The sequence below is a fragment of the Actinosynnema sp. NPDC053489 genome (assembly GCF_044544865.1).
In the GTDB taxonomy this organism is placed as follows: domain Bacteria; phylum Actinomycetota; class Actinomycetes; order Mycobacteriales; family Pseudonocardiaceae; genus Actinosynnema.
Genome location: NZ_JBITXT010000007.1, coordinates 404,022 through 419,967 on the forward strand (window position 1 = coordinate 404,022; position 15,946 = coordinate 419,967).

The 15,946-nt window shown below is 71.7% G+C and carries 9 protein-coding genes; 2 read left to right on the forward strand and 7 right to left on the reverse strand.

Annotation, left to right across the window (positions count from 1 at the left end; genetic code table 11):
• Positions 1-6 precede the first annotated feature (6 nt).
• Positions 7-2,652, forward strand: coding sequence for an XRE family transcriptional regulator (locus ACIGNX_RS19090; RefSeq protein WP_396541750.1), 2,646 nt, complete (start codon positions 7-9; stop codon positions 2,650-2,652).
• Between the two features lie 36 nt (positions 2,653-2,688).
• Positions 2,689-3,072 carry a lipopolysaccharide assembly protein LapA domain-containing protein gene (locus ACIGNX_RS19095; RefSeq protein ID WP_396541751.1) on the forward strand — a complete coding sequence of 128 codons (384 nt, stop codon included), beginning with the start codon at positions 2,689-2,691 and terminating at the stop codon, positions 3,070-3,072.
• A 12-nt stretch (positions 3,073-3,084) separates the two neighbouring features.
• Here ACIGNX_RS19095 and ACIGNX_RS19100 read toward each other — a convergent pair whose 3' ends face one another.
• From ACIGNX_RS19100 to cobN, 7 genes are all read right to left on the reverse strand, one after another.
• The gene (locus ACIGNX_RS19100) at positions 3,085-5,865 is read right to left on the reverse strand and encodes a cellulose binding domain-containing protein (RefSeq protein WP_396541753.1); all 2,781 of its coding nucleotides are present in this window, start codon (positions 5,863-5,865) and stop codon (positions 3,085-3,087) included.
• A gap of 326 nt (positions 5,866-6,191) precedes the next feature.
• Positions 6,192-7,223 carry a LacI family DNA-binding transcriptional regulator gene (locus tag ACIGNX_RS19105; protein ID WP_396541755.1) on the reverse strand — a complete coding sequence of 344 codons (1,032 nt, stop codon included), beginning with the start codon at positions 7,221-7,223 and terminating at the stop codon, positions 6,192-6,194.
• The gene (locus tag ACIGNX_RS19110) at positions 7,220-8,620 is read right to left on the reverse strand and encodes a GH1 family beta-glucosidase (protein WP_396541946.1); all 1,401 of its coding nucleotides are present in this window, start codon (positions 8,618-8,620) and stop codon (positions 7,220-7,222) included. Before ACIGNX_RS19110 ends, ACIGNX_RS19105 begins: the two co-directional genes overlap by 4 nt.
• Before the next feature lie 11 nt (positions 8,621-8,631).
• Positions 8,632-9,531: a carbohydrate ABC transporter permease gene (locus ACIGNX_RS19115; RefSeq protein WP_396541757.1), complete on the reverse strand. Its 900-nt coding sequence runs from the start codon at positions 9,529-9,531 to the stop codon at positions 8,632-8,634.
• The gene (locus ACIGNX_RS19120) at positions 9,531-10,535 is read right to left on the reverse strand and encodes a carbohydrate ABC transporter permease (protein ID WP_396541759.1); all 1,005 of its coding nucleotides are present in this window, start codon (positions 10,533-10,535) and stop codon (positions 9,531-9,533) included. Before ACIGNX_RS19120 ends, ACIGNX_RS19115 begins: the two co-directional genes overlap by 1 nt.
• Positions 10,535-11,821 (reverse strand): ABC transporter substrate-binding protein, encoded by a 1,287-nt coding sequence (locus ACIGNX_RS19125; protein WP_396541761.1) that lies wholly within the window; start codon positions 11,819-11,821, stop codon positions 10,535-10,537. Before ACIGNX_RS19125 ends, ACIGNX_RS19120 begins: the two co-directional genes overlap by 1 nt.
• Positions 11,822-12,374: 553 nt before the next feature.
• On the reverse strand, positions 12,375-15,941 hold the full coding sequence (cobN, locus tag ACIGNX_RS19130) for a cobaltochelatase subunit CobN (protein ID WP_396541763.1): 3,567 nt from the start codon (positions 15,939-15,941) through the stop codon (positions 12,375-12,377).
• Between the last annotated feature and the right edge of the window lie 5 nt (positions 15,942-15,946).

A 15,946-nucleotide genomic window follows, 5' to 3' on the forward strand; every position in this document is an offset into this window, starting at 1 on the left:
CGCCCGTTGGACGTCGGTGACAGCCCGCTGCTGAGGTTCGCCGCCGATCTCCGGTCGCTGCGCGACAAGGCGGGCGGGCACAGCTACCGGCAGCTGGGCGCGCGCGCCCACTACTCGGCGACGACGCTGTCGGACGCGGCGGGCGGGCGCAGGCTGCCGACCCTCGCCGTGACGCTGGCCTACGTGCGCGCCTGCGAGGGCGACGTGGCCGAGTGGGAGGACCGGTGGCGCCGGGTCGCCGCCGAGGTGCAGCCCGCCGACCCCGCCTCGGAGGAGGCCCACCCGCCCTACGCGGGCCTGGCCGCCTACGGCACCGAGGACGCCGAGTGGTTCTTCGGCCGCGACCACCTGCTCGACGACCTGGAGCGGCGCATCGCGCGACGCCGGTTCGTCGCCGTGTTCGGCGCGTCGGGCGCCGGCAAGTCGTCGTTGCTGCGCGCGGGCCTCGTGCCGCGGGTGGCCGGCCGGGTCGTGATCACCTCGCCCAGCGAGACCGCCGACCCCGACCTGACCGCCGACCTGCTGATCGTGGACCAGTTCGAGGAGGTCTTCACGCTGTGGCCGGACGCCGACCGGCGCGCCGCCTACGTCGACGCCCTGCTGACCGCGCGCTGCAAGGTCGTGATCGGGGTCCGCGCCGACTTCTACGGGCACTGCGCACAGCACCCGGCCCTGGTGGAGGCCCTGACCGACGGCCAGTTGCTGCTCGGGCCGATGGGCCCCGAGGAGCTGCGCCAGGTGATCATGCAGCCGGCCGTGAAGGCGTCGTGCACGGTCGAGACCGCGCTCGTCTCCCGGCTCGTCGCGGACGCGACCGGCCAGGCCGGCGTGCTGCCGCTGGTGTCGCACGCGCTGCTGGAGACCTGGCGGCGCCGGCGCGGCACCACGCTGACGCTGGCCGGGTACGAGGCGGCGGGCGGCATCCAGCACGCCATCGCGCAGACCGCCGAACGCACCTACACCTCCCTGGAGCGCAACCAGCGCGCGCTGGCGCGGCAGGTGTTCCTGCGGCTCACCGCGCTCGGTGACGGCACCGAGGACACCAAGCGCCGGCTGCCGCGCGCCGAGCTGGACCACGACGTCGACGTGGACGTGGTGCTCGACCGGCTCGCGCACGCCCGGCTGCTCACCCTCGACCGCGACAGCGTGGAGATCGCGCACGAGGCGCTGATCCGCTCGTGGCCCCGGCTGCGCGGCTGGCTGGCCGAGGACCGGGAGGGCCTGCGCACGATGCGCAGGCTCACCGAGGCCGCCGCCACCTGGGAGTCGCTGGGCCGCGACCCGGACGCGCTGTACCGGGGCTCGCGGCTGGACGCCGCGGTGGAGTGGACCCGGCGCGACGGCGTGCGCACCAGCGCCCAGGAGCGCGACTTCCTGGCCGAGAGCCTCCAGGCGCGCGACCGGGAACGGGTGCTCGACCACCGGCGCACCCGCCGGTTGCGCCAGCTCGTGGCGCTGCTGGCGGTGCTGCTGCTGCTCGCGGGCACCGCCGTGGTGCTCGCGATCGACGCGCAGGAGGAGGCCGCGGCGGGCTGGAAGTCGTCGGCCGCCTGGTACGTGGCCAACCAGTCGCAGGGCCTGCGCAGCAGCGACCCGCAGCTCGCCGACCAGCTCGCCATCGCCGCGCACCACCTCAACCCCAACGACGAGACGCGCAACGGCGTGCTCAGCGCGCACGCGACGGACGAGCGGGACATGGCGACCCGGGCGGCGTTCGCGTCGGCCCAGGCGCTGGCCGACCCGGACCGCGAGCGGGAGACCGTGCCGCGGGTGCTCGGGCCGGCGCAGGAGACGGTGACCTCGATCGCCGTCGACGACGCGGGTCGGGCCTTCGCCACCACGGTGGTGGACGGGCAGGCGAAGGTCTGGGACGTCACCGACGTGACCGCGGAGGTCGTGCACACCTTCGGCCCGCCGGTGGACCGGATCACCTTCGACCCCGCCCGCGCCCGCACGCTGGCCGTCGTGTCGGGTCCGTCGGCAGTGGCGGTGTGGGACTGGTCGGACCCGGCCCGGCCGGTCGAGGCGGCCCGGCTGCCCGACCAGCCGCGCCCGGTCGTCGGCCTGGTCTACAGCCCCGACGGCACGGTCCTGGTGACCGCGGACGTGATGGGCGTGGTCCGGCTGTGGGACGTGGTCGACCCGCGGCGGCCGGTCCTGCTCACGCAGGTCGACACCGGCAAGGACGTCACGGCGATCGCCCTGTCGCACGACCACCGCGTGCTCGGGCTGGGCACCGCCAAGGGCGAGGTGCGGCTCTACGACGTGACCGACCGGTCGAAGCCCGCCGAGCTGTGGGCGGACAAGGCGCACCGCGGCGCGGTGCAGGCCCTGGGCTTCCACCGCGGCGGCACCGCGCTCGCCACGGTCGGCGCGCAGGACAAGGTGGCGCTGTGGGACGTGTCGAACCCGAGGCGGCCGGCGGAGCGCGGCCGGATCAACGGCCTCACCGAGGGCGTCTACGCGGTCGGCTTCGGCACCACGGCGACCGACGTGGTGACGTCCAAGTCGAACGGCACCACCCGCGCCTGGGAGTTCGACTTCGCCACGGCGGTGCGCGAGATGTGCGACGGGGTGACGACCGGCATCACCCGGGAGGAGTGGCAGCAGTACGTGGGCGCGGCGGGTGAGTACTACCGGCCCTGCGACTGAATGGCGAGGCGGCACGAACGGGCGGATAATCACCGCGTGACCACGCCGCGTGACGACGACCGCACCGAAGCGCTGCCCACCCACCCCGTGCCGGACGGTCCGCCCGTCGGGGGCCCGCACGCGGTCGAGCCGTCGGTCATCGGCGTGCCGGAGCCGGCGCCGCCGGTCAAGATCAAGCGCACCCGGATCAGCGGCACGTGGGTCGCCGTGCTGGCCTCGATCGTGGTCCTGATCTTCCTGCTGGTGTTCATCCTGCAGAACCTCACCGGCGCCACGATCCACTTCCTCGGCGCGGCAGGCACGCTGCCGCTGGGCGTGGCCCTGCTGTTCGCGGCGATCGCCGGGGCGATCCTGGTGGCCCTGGTCGGCGCAGCCCGGATCATGCAGCTGCGCCGCCAGGCCAAACGAGGGCTGCGGTAGTTCGACGGCAGGTCACCCTGCGGTGCAGGACCTGCCGTTCAGCGTGAAGCCGGTGGGTGCGGCGTTGCTGCCCTGCCAGCTCGCCTGGAATCCGAATTCCACCGAGCTCCCCGCCGCGATGGTCCCGTTCCAGCCCTCGTTGGTCACCGTGACGGCGGCGCCGACCTGCGACGCCCTGCCGTTCCAACTGTTGGTGATCTGCTGGCCGTTCGCGAACGGCCAGCGCAGGTTCCAGCCCGTGAGGGACGTGGCACCCGTGTTGGTGATCCTCACCGAGCCGGTGAAGCCACCTCCCCACTGGTTGTCGACCCGGTACCGCACCGAGCAGCCGGGTGGCGGCTGGTCCGTGACCGTGGTCGTGCCGGTGGTGGTCGTGGTTGTGGTCGTCGTCGTGGTGGTCGTGGTGGTCGACGTGTCCGTCGGGTGGGTGATCGAGCTGGTGCTGCCCGGCTCGCCGCCGGGGTCGGCGACGAGGATGCCCCGGCCGTTGGTGCCCAGGTAGACCCGGCCGTAGACGCGCGGGTCGCCGGTGATCGCCTCGCCGGCGTTCCCGTACTGGTGGGCGTCGTCGTTGATGCGCACCCAGTACCGGCCGGCCTCGTCGTCGGACCGGTACACGCCCGTCTTGCCGTCGATGGTGAGCACGGCGTACAGCGCGGGGTGGGTCTTGTCCGGCGCGGGCTTGCCGAAGCCGATGTTCACGCCCGAGGTCACGCCCGCGACGGCGGTGGCGGTCCGGCCGGCGTCGGTCGAGCGGAACAGGCCGCCGTCGCCGACCAGCCACAGCTGCCCCTCGTGCCCCGGCACGGCGTGCAGCTTGGCGACGTCGGCCTTCGCGCCCGCGGTGAACGTCGCGCCGCCGTCCGTGCTGACGTAGACGGTGCCGTTCGCCAGCCCGTAGAACTTCTTCGGGTCGACCCGGTCGGACTCGACGACCGCGCCGGCCGGGATGCCGGTCGACGGGGTCCAGCCGGTGCCGAAGCCCACCGAGTGGTGCACGGCCGCGCCCGCCGGGCTCCACACGAACCGGGAGCCGTCGGCCGCGGCGGCGACCGTGCCGCCGCCGGTGACGCCGCCGGGTTCCGAGCCCGCGAACCAGTTCGCGCCGCCGTCGGTGGAGAAGGCCACGTGCGCCGCGCCGTCCGCGTTGCCGGAGCGGACCACGACGGAGGCGTTCCCCTCGGCGAAGTCGAGGCTCGTGGTGGAGGTGAAGTCGGGCTGCCGGAACATCAGCGCGGGCACCCGGGCGAGGTCGGTGTGCCGGAACCCGCCGATGTCACCCAGCCCGCTGATCAGCGGCGCGTCGCCGGTGGGCGGGCTGATCAGGTCGAGCACCGCGGTCTCCTCCAGCCCCGCGGCGGTCGGCTTGATCGTGATCTTGCCGCCGGCGTCCCACTTCCCCAGGTCCGAGGTGCCGTAGATCGTCGCGCCGGTGCCGTACATCATCCGGTTGCCGTCGAACGGGTCGATCTCCAGCGACTCGACCATCCAGCCGAGCTTGGGCGTGACCTCGGGGGGCTGCGGGTTCGCGCCCCAGGTCAGCCACGGCGAGGAGCTGACGTCCATGGTGTAGCGGAAGCTGCGCCCGGGGTAGCCGGCGAAGTCCCACGCGCGGGTCCAGGTGGCGCCGCCGTCGGTGCTGCGGAAGAGGATCACGTCCGGCCACCAGGAGACCTGGGTGGCGACCATCAGCGTGTTCGGGTTCTGCCGGTCGACGGTCAGGCCGCTGTAGCCGAAGTAGTCGTCGGAGCTGGTGGACGGGACGGGGCTGATCCGGGTCCACGCGCCGGTGGCGGTGTCGTACTTCCACACGTCGCCCTTGCCGCCGTCGTACGGGCCGCCGGTGTCGCTGGTGGCCAGGTAGAGGAAGCCGCCGGCGGTGTCCAGGACGCCCTTGTGCGCGATGTACCCGGTGGGCTGGCCGGCGAGCCGGGTCCACGTCGCGCCCGCGTCGGTGCTGCGGTAGACCGCGTTCTCCTTGTCGGCCACACCGACGTAGATCGTCCTGGTGGGGCTGCCGGCGGTCGAGGAGCGCGGGTCGTAGGTCACCCAGACCACGCCCTGCACGTCGTTGCCGTAGCCGCCGGCGTCGTCGGGGTCGGCGACGTAGGTGCCCGGGTTGGGGAAGCTCGCCACTCGCGCCCAGGTGACGCCGCTGTCGGTGCTGCGCCACAGGCCCTTGCCGCTGGGCGCGCCGAGGTACAGCACCCGGCCGTCGTTGGGGTCGACGGCCAGCCGCTCCCCCATGCCGCGGCCGGGCATGTTGCCGCCGAGCTTGAACGGCAGCTCGGTGCGCTGCCAGGTCGCGCCGCGGTTCGAGGAGCGCAGGACCGCGCCGTTGTTGGGGTCCCAGCTGTTGGTGTACATGCCGACGGCGGCGTACACCTTGTCGGCGTTCCTCGGGTCGGGCGCGATGCTCGCGACGCCGTTGTACCCCCACCGGTCCCAGCCGACCCAGTCGAGCAGCGGGACCCACCGGCCGGTCGCCTGGTTCCACCGGTAGGCGCCGCCGATGTCGGTGCGGGCGTAGACCAGGTCCTTCTCGGCCGGGCTGAAGACGATGCCGGGCACGAACCCGCCGCCCGCGATCTCCACGTTGCGCCAGTTGTGCGGCTGGGCGGGCACGGCGGCGGCGGCCGACGGCGCGACGGGGCCGGTCGCGGCGGCCACCAGCACGACGCCGAGCGCGGCCGCGGCCGCGGCGCCCAGGGCGAGGAGCCGCCGCGCGGGACCGCCGCCCCGGCGCGGCGCCCCGGCCGGGGCGGCCTGCGTCGAGGGGGTGCGTCGGGCCATGGCGTGCGCTCCTTTGCGCGAGGGGGGTGGGAGGAGGCGGTGGGCGAGAGGGATCCGCCTCCCCCCGGGCTCGTCGGGACGGGGGTCGTGAGGTCCGGGGCCGTCACGCTCCGGTCACCTGTTCTGGGAGCGCTCCCAGAACGTGCAGGATGCGACCGTAGCCAGGCTGATCGGTCAGCGGCAAGAGGCCCGGTTACGCCATCCGAGTGAAGTGCGATCCGTGACCGCCGTCGGCGTGTCGAAGGCGTCGACCACGGCGTCGAATCGATTCGAAAACACCGCGACCCGGACCGTGCGGCCCGGGTCGCGGTGTCGGCGAAGGCGACTCAGGCGCTCGAACGAGAGACCATCGCGGTCGGCAGGAGCAGGAACGGCGGCAGGTTCTCCTCGCCCGCCAGCTCCGCCATGAGCCGCCACGTCATGGTGCGGCCCAGCTGCTCCACGTCCTGGCGGATCGTGGTCAGCGGGGGCACCGCCGTGGAGGCGATCATCAGGTCGTCGAACCCGACCACGGCCACGTCCTCGGGCACCTTCTTGCCGTGCGCGTGCAGGGTCTGCAACGCGCCCAGCGCCATGATGTCCGCGCCGACGAACACCGCGTCCAGGTCCGGCGCCCGTTCGAGCAGGTCCGCCATGGCGACGGCGCCGCTCTCCGGGGTGAAGTCGCCGTACGCGACCAGGTCGGTGTCGAGCCGGGCCTGGCTCAGCCCGCGCTTCCAACCGGACAAACGGTCCATACCGACCGCCATGTCCCGCGGGCCGGCGATGGTGGCGATCCGCTTGCGGCCCCGCGAGACCAGGTAGCGGGCCGCCTCCATGGCGCCGTTGAAGTTGTCCGAGTCCACATAGGGCACGCCACCGGCACCGAGGGGCCTGCCGCCGACGACCGTCGGCAGACCCGCGTCGGCCAGCGTGCGCGGCAGCGGGTCCTGGCCGTGCAGGCTGATCACCAGCACGCCGTCCACGTGGCCGCCGCACAGGTAGTTGACCAGGTCCTGCTCGTCGCCCTCCTTGCTCATCATGAGGACGAGCTGGACCCGCTTGCCCGCCAGCTCGGCGTGCACACCGCGCAGCACGCCGGCGAAGAACGGGTCGGCGAGCACCCGGCTGCCCTGCTCGGAGACGACGAGCGCGATGCAGTTCGCCCGGCTGCCGGCGAGCGTGCGGGCGGCCTGGTTGGGGCTGTACCCGAGCTTGCCGATGGCCAGGTGGACGGCTTCGCGAGCCCGCGAACTCACGTACGGCTCGCCGTTGATCACCCGGGAGACGGTCGACTTGGACACCCCGGCTGCGCGAGCGACCTCCTCCAGCCGGGTGTTGGGTCGTCGCGCCTTGGGTGGGTCAACGGCATCGGTCACGGAGCGACCGTCGCCGCGAGAGCGTTGCCACGGGCAACCTGCGAGTACCACATGGCGCTCATCTTAGGCGTCCGAACCTGCGTCTCGTAGTCGACATGCACGATCCCGAACCGCTTGGCGTAGCCCTCGGCCCACTCGAAGTTGTCCATGAGCGACCACGCGAAGTAACCACGCAGGTCGACACCCGCCTCGATGGCCGCGTGGGCGGCCCTGAGGTGCGACTCGATGTAACCGAGGCGCTCGGTGTCGTGGATCGAGCCGTCGTCGTTGATGGAGTCGCGGTAGGCGGCCCCGTTCTCGGTGACGTACAGCGGGATGCTGGGGTAGTCCTGGTGCACCCGCGTGAGAACCTTGAACAGGCCGTCCGGCTGCACCTCCCAGTCCATGTCCGTCCGCGGCAGGCCGCGGCTGGGGAACGACACGTGCTCGGCGCCGACCCAGGGTGACCCGGTCGGGCGACGGCCGTTGGTCTGGACCGGTGGTTCCGGGTCGGGGGTCGCGCTGACGAAGTGCTCGGCGTAGTAGTTGACGCCCAACTGGTCCAACGGCGCCGAGATGATCTCCAGGTCGTTCTCGCGGATGTGCTTCGAGAAGCCGTACGGCTCCAGGTCCTCCACGATGTCCGCCGGGTACTCGCCCTTGAACAGCGGGTCCAGGAAGATCCGGTTCTGCAGGCCGTCGAGCCGGCGCACGGCGTCGAGGTCGGCCGGGTCCTCCGGGTCCGCCGGGATGATCGGGTACATGTTGAGCGTGATGCCGACCTTGGCGCTGGGCGCCTGGTCCCGGATCACCGCGGTGGCCAGGCCGTGGGCCAGCAGCAGGTGGTGCACGGCCGCGACGGCGGCCTCCGGCTCCTGGCGGCCGGGCGCGTGGACGCCGGCGGCGTAGCTGAGCAGCGACGAGCACCACGGCTCGTTGAGCGTGGTCCAGTTCTCCACCCGGTCGCCCAGCGCGCCGACGACGGACTCCGCGTACTCCGCGAAGCGGTACGCGGTGTCGCGGTTGGCCCAGCCGCCCTCGTCCTCGAGGGTCTGCGGGAGGTCCCAGTGGTAGAGCGTCAGCCACGGGGTGATGTTGTTCTCGAGCAGCTTGTCGACCAGCCGGGAGTAGAAGTCCAGGCCGGGCTGGTTCACCGGGCCGGCGTCCGGCCGGATGCGGGGCCACGCGGTGGAGAACCGGTAGGCGTGCAGCCCGAGGTCGACCATCAGCTGGACGTCTTCGTCGACGCGGTAGTAGTGGTCGGCCGCGGGATCGCCCGTGTCACCGCCCACCACCGCGCCGGGGATCTTGCAGAACGTGTCCCAGATGGACGCGGTGCGACCGTCCGCGGTGGTCGCGCCTTCGATCTGGAACGCCGCTGTCGCGGCGCCCCACACGAATCCCTCGGGAAAGGAAATCGACTCCACAGCTACCCCTTCACAGCACCCTGCATGATCCCGGCGACGATCTGCCGACCGAGTACGAGGAAGACGATCAGAATCGGGACCGTGGCCATGGTGGTCCCGGCGAGCACGAGCGAGTTGTCGACGTAGTAGCCGCTCTGCAACTTCTCCAGGGCGACCTGCATCGTCGGGTTGTCCGCGTTGAGCACGATCAGCGGCCAGAGGAAGTCGTTCCAGGACATCATGAACGTGAAGATGCCCAGCATGGCGGCGGCCGGGCGCACCGCGGGCAGGCACACGTGCCAGAACGTGCGGATCATGCTGCACCCGTCCATGCGGGCCGCCTCGATCAGCTCGTCGGGCACGGCGTCGGCGATGTACTGGCGCATCCAGAACACGCCGAACGCGGTCACCAGGTTGGGGACGATGACCGCGCCGAGGGTGCCGGACCAGCCGAACTCCGCCATCGCCATGTACAGCGGGATGATGCCGAGCTGCGTCGGGACGGCGAGCGTGGCGACCACGAACACCATCAGCGGCCCGCGGCCCTTGAAGCGCAGCTTGGCGAACGCGAACCCGGCCAGCGTCGACAGCACCACCACGGACAGGGTGACCGTGCCGGAGACGATGACGCTGTTGCCGAGCGCCTTCCAGAACGGGATCGAGTCGACCACGCGGTTCGCGTTCTCGATGAAGTGCCCGCCGGGCAGCAGCGGCCCGTCGGCCTTGAACTCGGCGTCCGTGTGGCTGGCCGCGAGGAACGACCAGTAGAACGGGAACGCCGAGCCCAGGATGAACGCGATCAGGATGCCGTAGACGACGAAGCCGGGGCGGCGCTCGGCGAGCGACGCCCTCTTCGAGGCCCGCCGCTTCGCGGGCCTGGCCCCGGTGGCGATCGGCGCCGGGCGATCGGTGATGGTGGCCATCACGCCTCCCCACTGGACGCGAGCCTGCGGGTGAGCAGGAAGTTGATCCCCGCGATCGCGATGATGACGATGAACAGGACCCAGGCCATCGCCGAGGCGTAGCCGAGGTCGAAGCTCTGGAAGCCGGACTGGTACATGTAGAGCACGACCGTCTGGTACTGGTTGGTCGCGCCGCCGCTGCTGCTGCCGGAGGGGGCGAACAGCTTCGGCTCGGTGAAGATCTGCAGGCCGCCGATCGTCGAGGTGACCACGACGAAGATCAGCGTGGGGCGCAGCATCGGCAGCGTGATGCTGAAGAACTGGCGCACCTTGCTCGCGCCGTCGACCCAGGCGGCCTCGTAGACGTCGCGCGGGATGGCCTGCATGGCGGCCAGCACGATCAGCGCGTTGTAGCCGGTCCAGCGCCAGTTGACCATGGTCGCGATGGCGACGTGGCTCCACCAGCGCTCGGCCTGCCAGTCGATCCGGTCCAGGCCGAAGAACTGCAGCACGTCGTTGATCTGGCCGTACTGCACGCCGAACAGGTCGCCGAAGATGATGGTCAGGGCCACGAGGCTGGCCACGTAGGGCAGCAGCACGCCCATCCGCCAGCCGGTGCGGCCGCGCAGCGCCGTGTTGAGCAGGGCGGCCAGCAGCACCGCGATGATCACCTGCGGGATCGTGGAGATCGCGAAGATGCTCAGCGTGTTGACCATCGCGTTCCAGAACTGCGAGTCGGCCAACAGCGTGGTGTAGTTGTCAAGCCCGACGAACGGCTGCTCGTCCGCGCCCAGCTCCCAGTCGAACAGGGAGATGTAGGCGGTGTAGAGCAGCGGGAACAGGCCCACCACCGCGAACAGGACGAAGAACGGGGCGATGTAGAGGTACGGCGAGTACTTGACGTCGAGGTTGGTCAGGCGGTAGCGCCAGCCGAGTTTCCCCGACCCGATGTCATCGTTGTCGTCGCGCCGCGGCGGGCGGGGCTCGGCGCCCCGCCCGCGCGTGACCGTGAGTTCGGTCGTCATTACTTGGCAGCCTTCTTGGCTCCCTCGACGACCTGCTTCCACGCGTCCTCGGGGGACGTGCCCTGCTCGACCGACAGCAGCGCCGGGGAGACCACGTTGTCCTGGATCTCACCGTCCTGCGGGCCCTTGTACTGCGCCGCCGCGACCTTGTTGGCCTGCTCCGAGAACAGCAGGCCGACCTTCTCGCCGCCGAAGTACTCGCTGGTCTGGTTCAGCAGGTCGGGGGAGATCAGGGCCTGGGTCTGGCTCGGGAAGGTGCCCTTGGCCTTGAACGCCTTGATCTGCTGCTCGGGCGCGGTCAGCCACGCGGCCAGCTTGGCGGCCTCGGCCTTGTTCTTGCCCTGCTTCGGGACGGTCAGGTACGAGCCGCCCCAGTTGCCGCCGCCGCCGGGGAACGCCGCGGTGACGGCCCACTTGCCCTTGTGCTCGGGGCCCGCGTTGCCCTCGATGACACCCAGCATCCACGACGGGCAGGTCTTGGTGGCGAACGCCGACTGCTTGAAGCCGGTCTCCCACTCCGGGCTCCACGCGGCGAGCTTGGCCGACTGGCCGCGCGCGACCGCGCCGGTGACCTGGGTCCAGATCTTCTTGTCGTCGTTGCTCTCGATCACGAGCTTGTCGTCGCGGTCGAAGTAGCCGGTCTTGGCCTGGTTGTGCATCGGGTTGAAGATCTGGGCGGCCGAGTCGAACCACGGCTTGCCGGTCGCCTTGACGTACTTGTCGCCCGCCTCGAAGTACGAGTCCCAGGTGGCGAACAGCGCCTTGACGCCCTCGGCGTCGGACGGCAGGCCGGCGGCCTCCAGCAGGTCCTTGCGGTAGCACATGGCCAGCGGGCCGATGTCGGTGCCGTAGCCGATGAGCTTGCCGTCCTTGGTGGTGACGGCGTCGACCTTCCACTGCAGCCAGCGGTCCTCGCGGACGTCGCTCGGGCCGATCTCCTTGAGGTTCTCGAACTGGCCCGACTTCGCCATGACCTGGCTCAGGAAGCCCTCTTCGACGGCCTCGACGTCGGCGAGGCCGGAACCCGCGCCCAGCTTGGTGAACAGGTTCTGGTGGTGCGGGCTGGCCTGGCCGGTCTTGCGCTGCGTGACCTTGATGTTCGGGTTGGCGGCCTCGTACTCCTTGAGGAGCTCCTCGTAGCCGAACTCGTTGAACGTCGCGATGGTCAGCTCGACCTTGCCGTCCGAAGACGAGCCGGACCCTCCCGAGCCACAGGCCGTGGCGACTGCGGCAAGCACTGCGGTGCAGGCCAGGACTTTGGCCAAGCCTGCTCGACGGTAGCGCACGAGAACTCCTCAGTTGATCGGCGGTGAACGTTCTGGGAGCGCTCCCAGGTTTTGGGGGAGTGTGGTTCGCGCCACGGAGTTGTGTCAAGCACTCGTGTCCGCGCTGTTACCGACGCTGCTGCATTTGCCTTGCTGGACCGATTCTGCTAGCGGTGTCCCGAGTGGGCCGTTCAGGCACCGTTCGTAGACCGGTCGGACACGCTCGGTTCGTCTCCGCGCCGAACGGCCCGGAAAAGATTCCCGAGTCGCGAACCCGCTCTCCCGGGACCAGTCTGCACCGGAAGTGCGCGCACGTCAGTCACCACCCCCGGCGAGTCGCCCTGAGTGGTCGTCCGGTGACCCGGACGGGTAGCACGAGTCGACCGGCCGGGTGATCAAACCCGGCCGGTCGAGTCACGTCCTGACGGCCCACCGGGTGCAGCGGGCGGTCCATTCGGAGGCAATGATTCACCGTGCGTCGCATTACGCGCACGCCTGGCTTGGAATACCGACGCGGCCTTCTTTATCGTCACGTTTCCACGACGTTATAAGCGCGCTCGCGCCGGGCGTCGGGTCAGCGGCCGTCCTCCAGGTCGCCCTCGGTCTCCAGGTAGGCGTTGCGCAGCGCCTCCAGCGTCGCCTGTTCCGGGTGCTCCCACATGCCCCGCTCGGCCGCCTCCAGCAGCCGCTCGGAGATGCCGTGCAGCGCCCAGGGGTTGGACCGCTCCAGGAACTCCCGGTTCACCGGGTCCAGCACGTAGCTCGCCGCGAGCTGCTCGTACATCCAGTCGGCGACCACGCCGGTGGTGGCGTCGTAGCCGAACAGGTAGTCGACCGTCGCGGCGAGTTCGAACGCGCCCTTGTAGCCGTGCTCGCGCATCGCGGCCAGCCACCGCGGGTTGACGACGCGGGCGCGGAAGATCCGGTTCGTCTCCTCGTGCAGCGTCCTGGTCCGCACGGCGTCGGGCCGCGTGCTGTCGCCGACATAAGCGGCGGGCGCTTTCCCGGTCAACGCGCGGACGGTCGCCACCATCCCGCCGTGATATTGGAAGTAGTCGTCGGAATCGGCGATGTCGTGCTCGCGGGTGTCGATGTTCTTCGCCGCGACCGCGATGCGCTTGTAGGCGCTCTCCATCGCCGGCCGCGCTTCCACGCCGTCCAGTTCCCGGCCGTAGGCGTAGCCGCCCCACACCGCGTAGACCTCGGCCAGATCGGCGTCGTCGCGCCAGTTCCGGCTGTCGATCAGCGGCAGCAGGCCGGCGCCGTACGCGCCCGGTTTGCTGCCGAAGATGCGCATTGTCGAGCGGCGCGGGTCGTTGTGCTCCGCGAGATCGGCTTGGGCGTGCGCGCGCACGTAGTTGTCCGACGCCGACTCGTCCAGGTTCGCGACCAGTCGCACCGCGTCGTCGATCAGTGCCACAACGTGCGGGAATGCGTCGCGGAAGAAGCCGCTGATGCGGACCGTGACGTCGATTCGCGGCCGGTTCAGCTCCGCGAGCGGGATCACCTCCAGCCCGGTCACCCGGCGCGAGCCCTCGTCCCACAGCGGCCGCACGCCCAGCAGCGCGAGCACCTCGGCGATGTCGTCGCCCGACGTGCGCATGGCGCTGGTGCCCCACACCGACAGGCCGACCGACGGCGGCCACTGCCCCGTCTCCGCGCGGTAGCGCTCCAGCAGCGAGTCGGCCATGGCCTGCCCGGTCTCCCAGGCCAGCCGCGACGGCACCGCCTTGGGGTCGACCGAGTAGAAGTTGCGGCCCGTCGGCAGCACGTTCACCAGCCCGCGCAGCGGCGAGCCGCTGGGACCGGCCGGGACGTAGCCGCCGTCCAGCGCGTGCAGCACGTTGGTCAGCTCGTCCGCGGTGCGGGCGAGCCGGGGCACGACCTCCAGCGCGGCGAACTCCAGGATGCGCGCCACGGCGTCGTCGTCGGTGAGGGTCCGGGCCGCGGCCACGTCCCACCCGGCGTCCTCCATGGCCTGCACGAGCGCGCGGGCCCGTTCCTCGACCCGGTCGGTCTCGACGCGGTCACCGCCGCCCTCGGCCAGGCCCAGCGCCTCCCGCAGGCCCGGCAGGGCGGCCACCTGGCCCGCCCACACCTGCTTGGCCTGCAGGATCGCCAGCACCAGGTTCACCCGCGCCGCGCCGGTGGGCGCCGCGCCCAGCACGTGCAGGCCGTCGCGGATCTGGACGTCCTTGATCTCGCACAGCCAGCCGTCGACGTGCAGGATCAGCTCGTCGAACTCCGCGTCGTGCGGCCGGTCCGCGAGCCCGAGGTCGTGGTCGAGCTTCGCGGCCTGGATGAGGGTCCAGATCTGGGCCCGGATGGCCGGCAGCTTGGCCGGGTCCATCGCGGCGATGTTGCCGTGCTCGTCCAGCAGCTGCTCCAGCCGGGCGATGTCGCCGTAGCTGTCGGCGCGGGCCATCGGCGGCACGAGGTGGTCGACCAGGGTGGCGTGCGCCCGGCGCTTGGCCTGCGTGCCCTCGCCCGGGTCGTTGACCAGGAACGGGTAGATCAGCGGCAGGTCGCCCAGGGCCGCGTCCGGGCCGCAGCCCGCCGACAGGCCGACGGTCTTGCCGGGCAGCCACTCCAGGTTGCCGTGCTTGCCCACGTGCACGACGGCGTCCGCGCCGAACTCGTCCTCCAGCCAGCGGTAGGCGGCCAGGTAGTGGTGGCTCGGCGGCAGGTCCGGGTCGTGGTAGATGGCGATCGGGTTCTCGCCGAACCCGCGCGGCGGCTGCACCATCACCACGACGTTGCCCGAGCGCAGCGCGGCCAGCACGATCTCGCCGTCGGGGTCGCCGGACCGGTCCACGAACAGCTCGCCGGGTGCCTCGCCCCAGTGCCGCTCCACCTCCCGCCGGGTGTCTTCCGGGAGGGTGGCGTACCACTTGCGGTAGCGGGCCGCGGGCAGCCGCACGGGGTTGCCCCGCAGGTGGTCCTCGGTGAGCCAGTCGGCGTCCTGGCCGCCGGCGGCGATGAGCGCGTGGATCAGCGCGTCGCCGTCGAGGTCGGCCACGCCGGGCAGCTCGTCGCCGATGTCGTAGCCGCGCTCGCGCATCGCGGCGAGCAGCCGCACCACGCTGGCCGGGGTGTCCAGGCCGACGGCGTTGCCGATGCGGGAGTGCTTGGTCGGGTACGCCGACAGCACGACCGCGATGCGCCGTTCGGCCGGCGGGACGTGGCGCAGCCTGCCGTGCCGCACGGCGATGCCCGCGACCCGGGCGGCCCGCTCCTCGTCGGCCACGTAGACGGTCAGGCCGTCCTCGTCGACCTCCTTGAACGAGAACGGCACGGTGATGATCCGGCCGTCGAACTCGGGGATCGCGACCTGGGTGGCGGTGTCCAAAGGGGACAGACCGTCGTCGTTGCCGTCCCAGGCGGCGCGGCTGCTCGTCAGGCACAGGCCCTGCAGGATCGGCACGTCGAGGGCGGCCAGCGCGCCCACGTCCCAGGCGTCGTCGTCACCGCCGGCGGACGCCGCGGCGGGCTTGGTGCCGCCGGCGGCCAGCACGGTGACGACCAGGGCGTCGGCCTTGCCCAGCTCGGCCAGCAGCTCCGGCTCCGCGGCGCGCAGCGAGGCGCAGTAGACCGGCAGGGGGCGACCGCCCTTGGCCACGATCGCGTCGCACAGGGCGTGCACGAACGCGGTGTTGCCGGCCACGTGGTGGGCGCGGTAGTACAGGACGGCGACGGTCGGGCCCTGGTCCGGGTCCTGGCGCTCCAGCAGCCCCCAGGTGGGCGTGGGCTCGGGCGGCGCGAAGCCGTGCCCGGTGAGCAGCACGGTGTCGGAGAGGAAGCGGTGCAGCTGGGCGAGGTTCGCCGCGCCGCCGTGCGCGAGGTAGGCGTGGGCCTCGGCGCACACGCCGCCGGGCACGGTCGACAGCTCCATCAGCGGCGCGTCCGGGTTCTGCTCGCCGCCCAGCACGACGACCGGCAGCCCCGAGGCGAGGAGCCGGTCGAGCCCCTCCTCCCACATCCGGCGACCGCCCAGGATGCGCACGACCACCAGGTCGACGCCCTCGACCAGCGCCGGGAGGTCGTCGGCCGCCGTGCGGGCGGGGTTGGCCAGGCGGTAGTCCGCGCCGCTGGCCCGGGCCGACAGCAGGTCCGTGTCGGAGGTCGACAACAGCAGGATCACGTGCG

Bases quoted from the DNA above. Each gene is read 5' to 3' on its own strand.
- ACIGNX_RS19100 (WP_396541753.1), bottom strand. From the start codon at position 5,865: ATGGCCCGACGCACCCCCTCGACGCAGGCCGCCCCGGCCGGGGCGCCG.
- ACIGNX_RS19115 (WP_396541757.1), bottom strand. From the start codon at position 9,531: ATGGCCACCATCACCGATCGCCCGGCGCCGATCGCCACCGGGGCCAGG.
- ACIGNX_RS19120 (WP_396541759.1), bottom strand. From the start codon at position 10,535: ATGACGACCGAACTCACGGTCACGCGCGGGCGGGGCGCCGAGCCCCGC.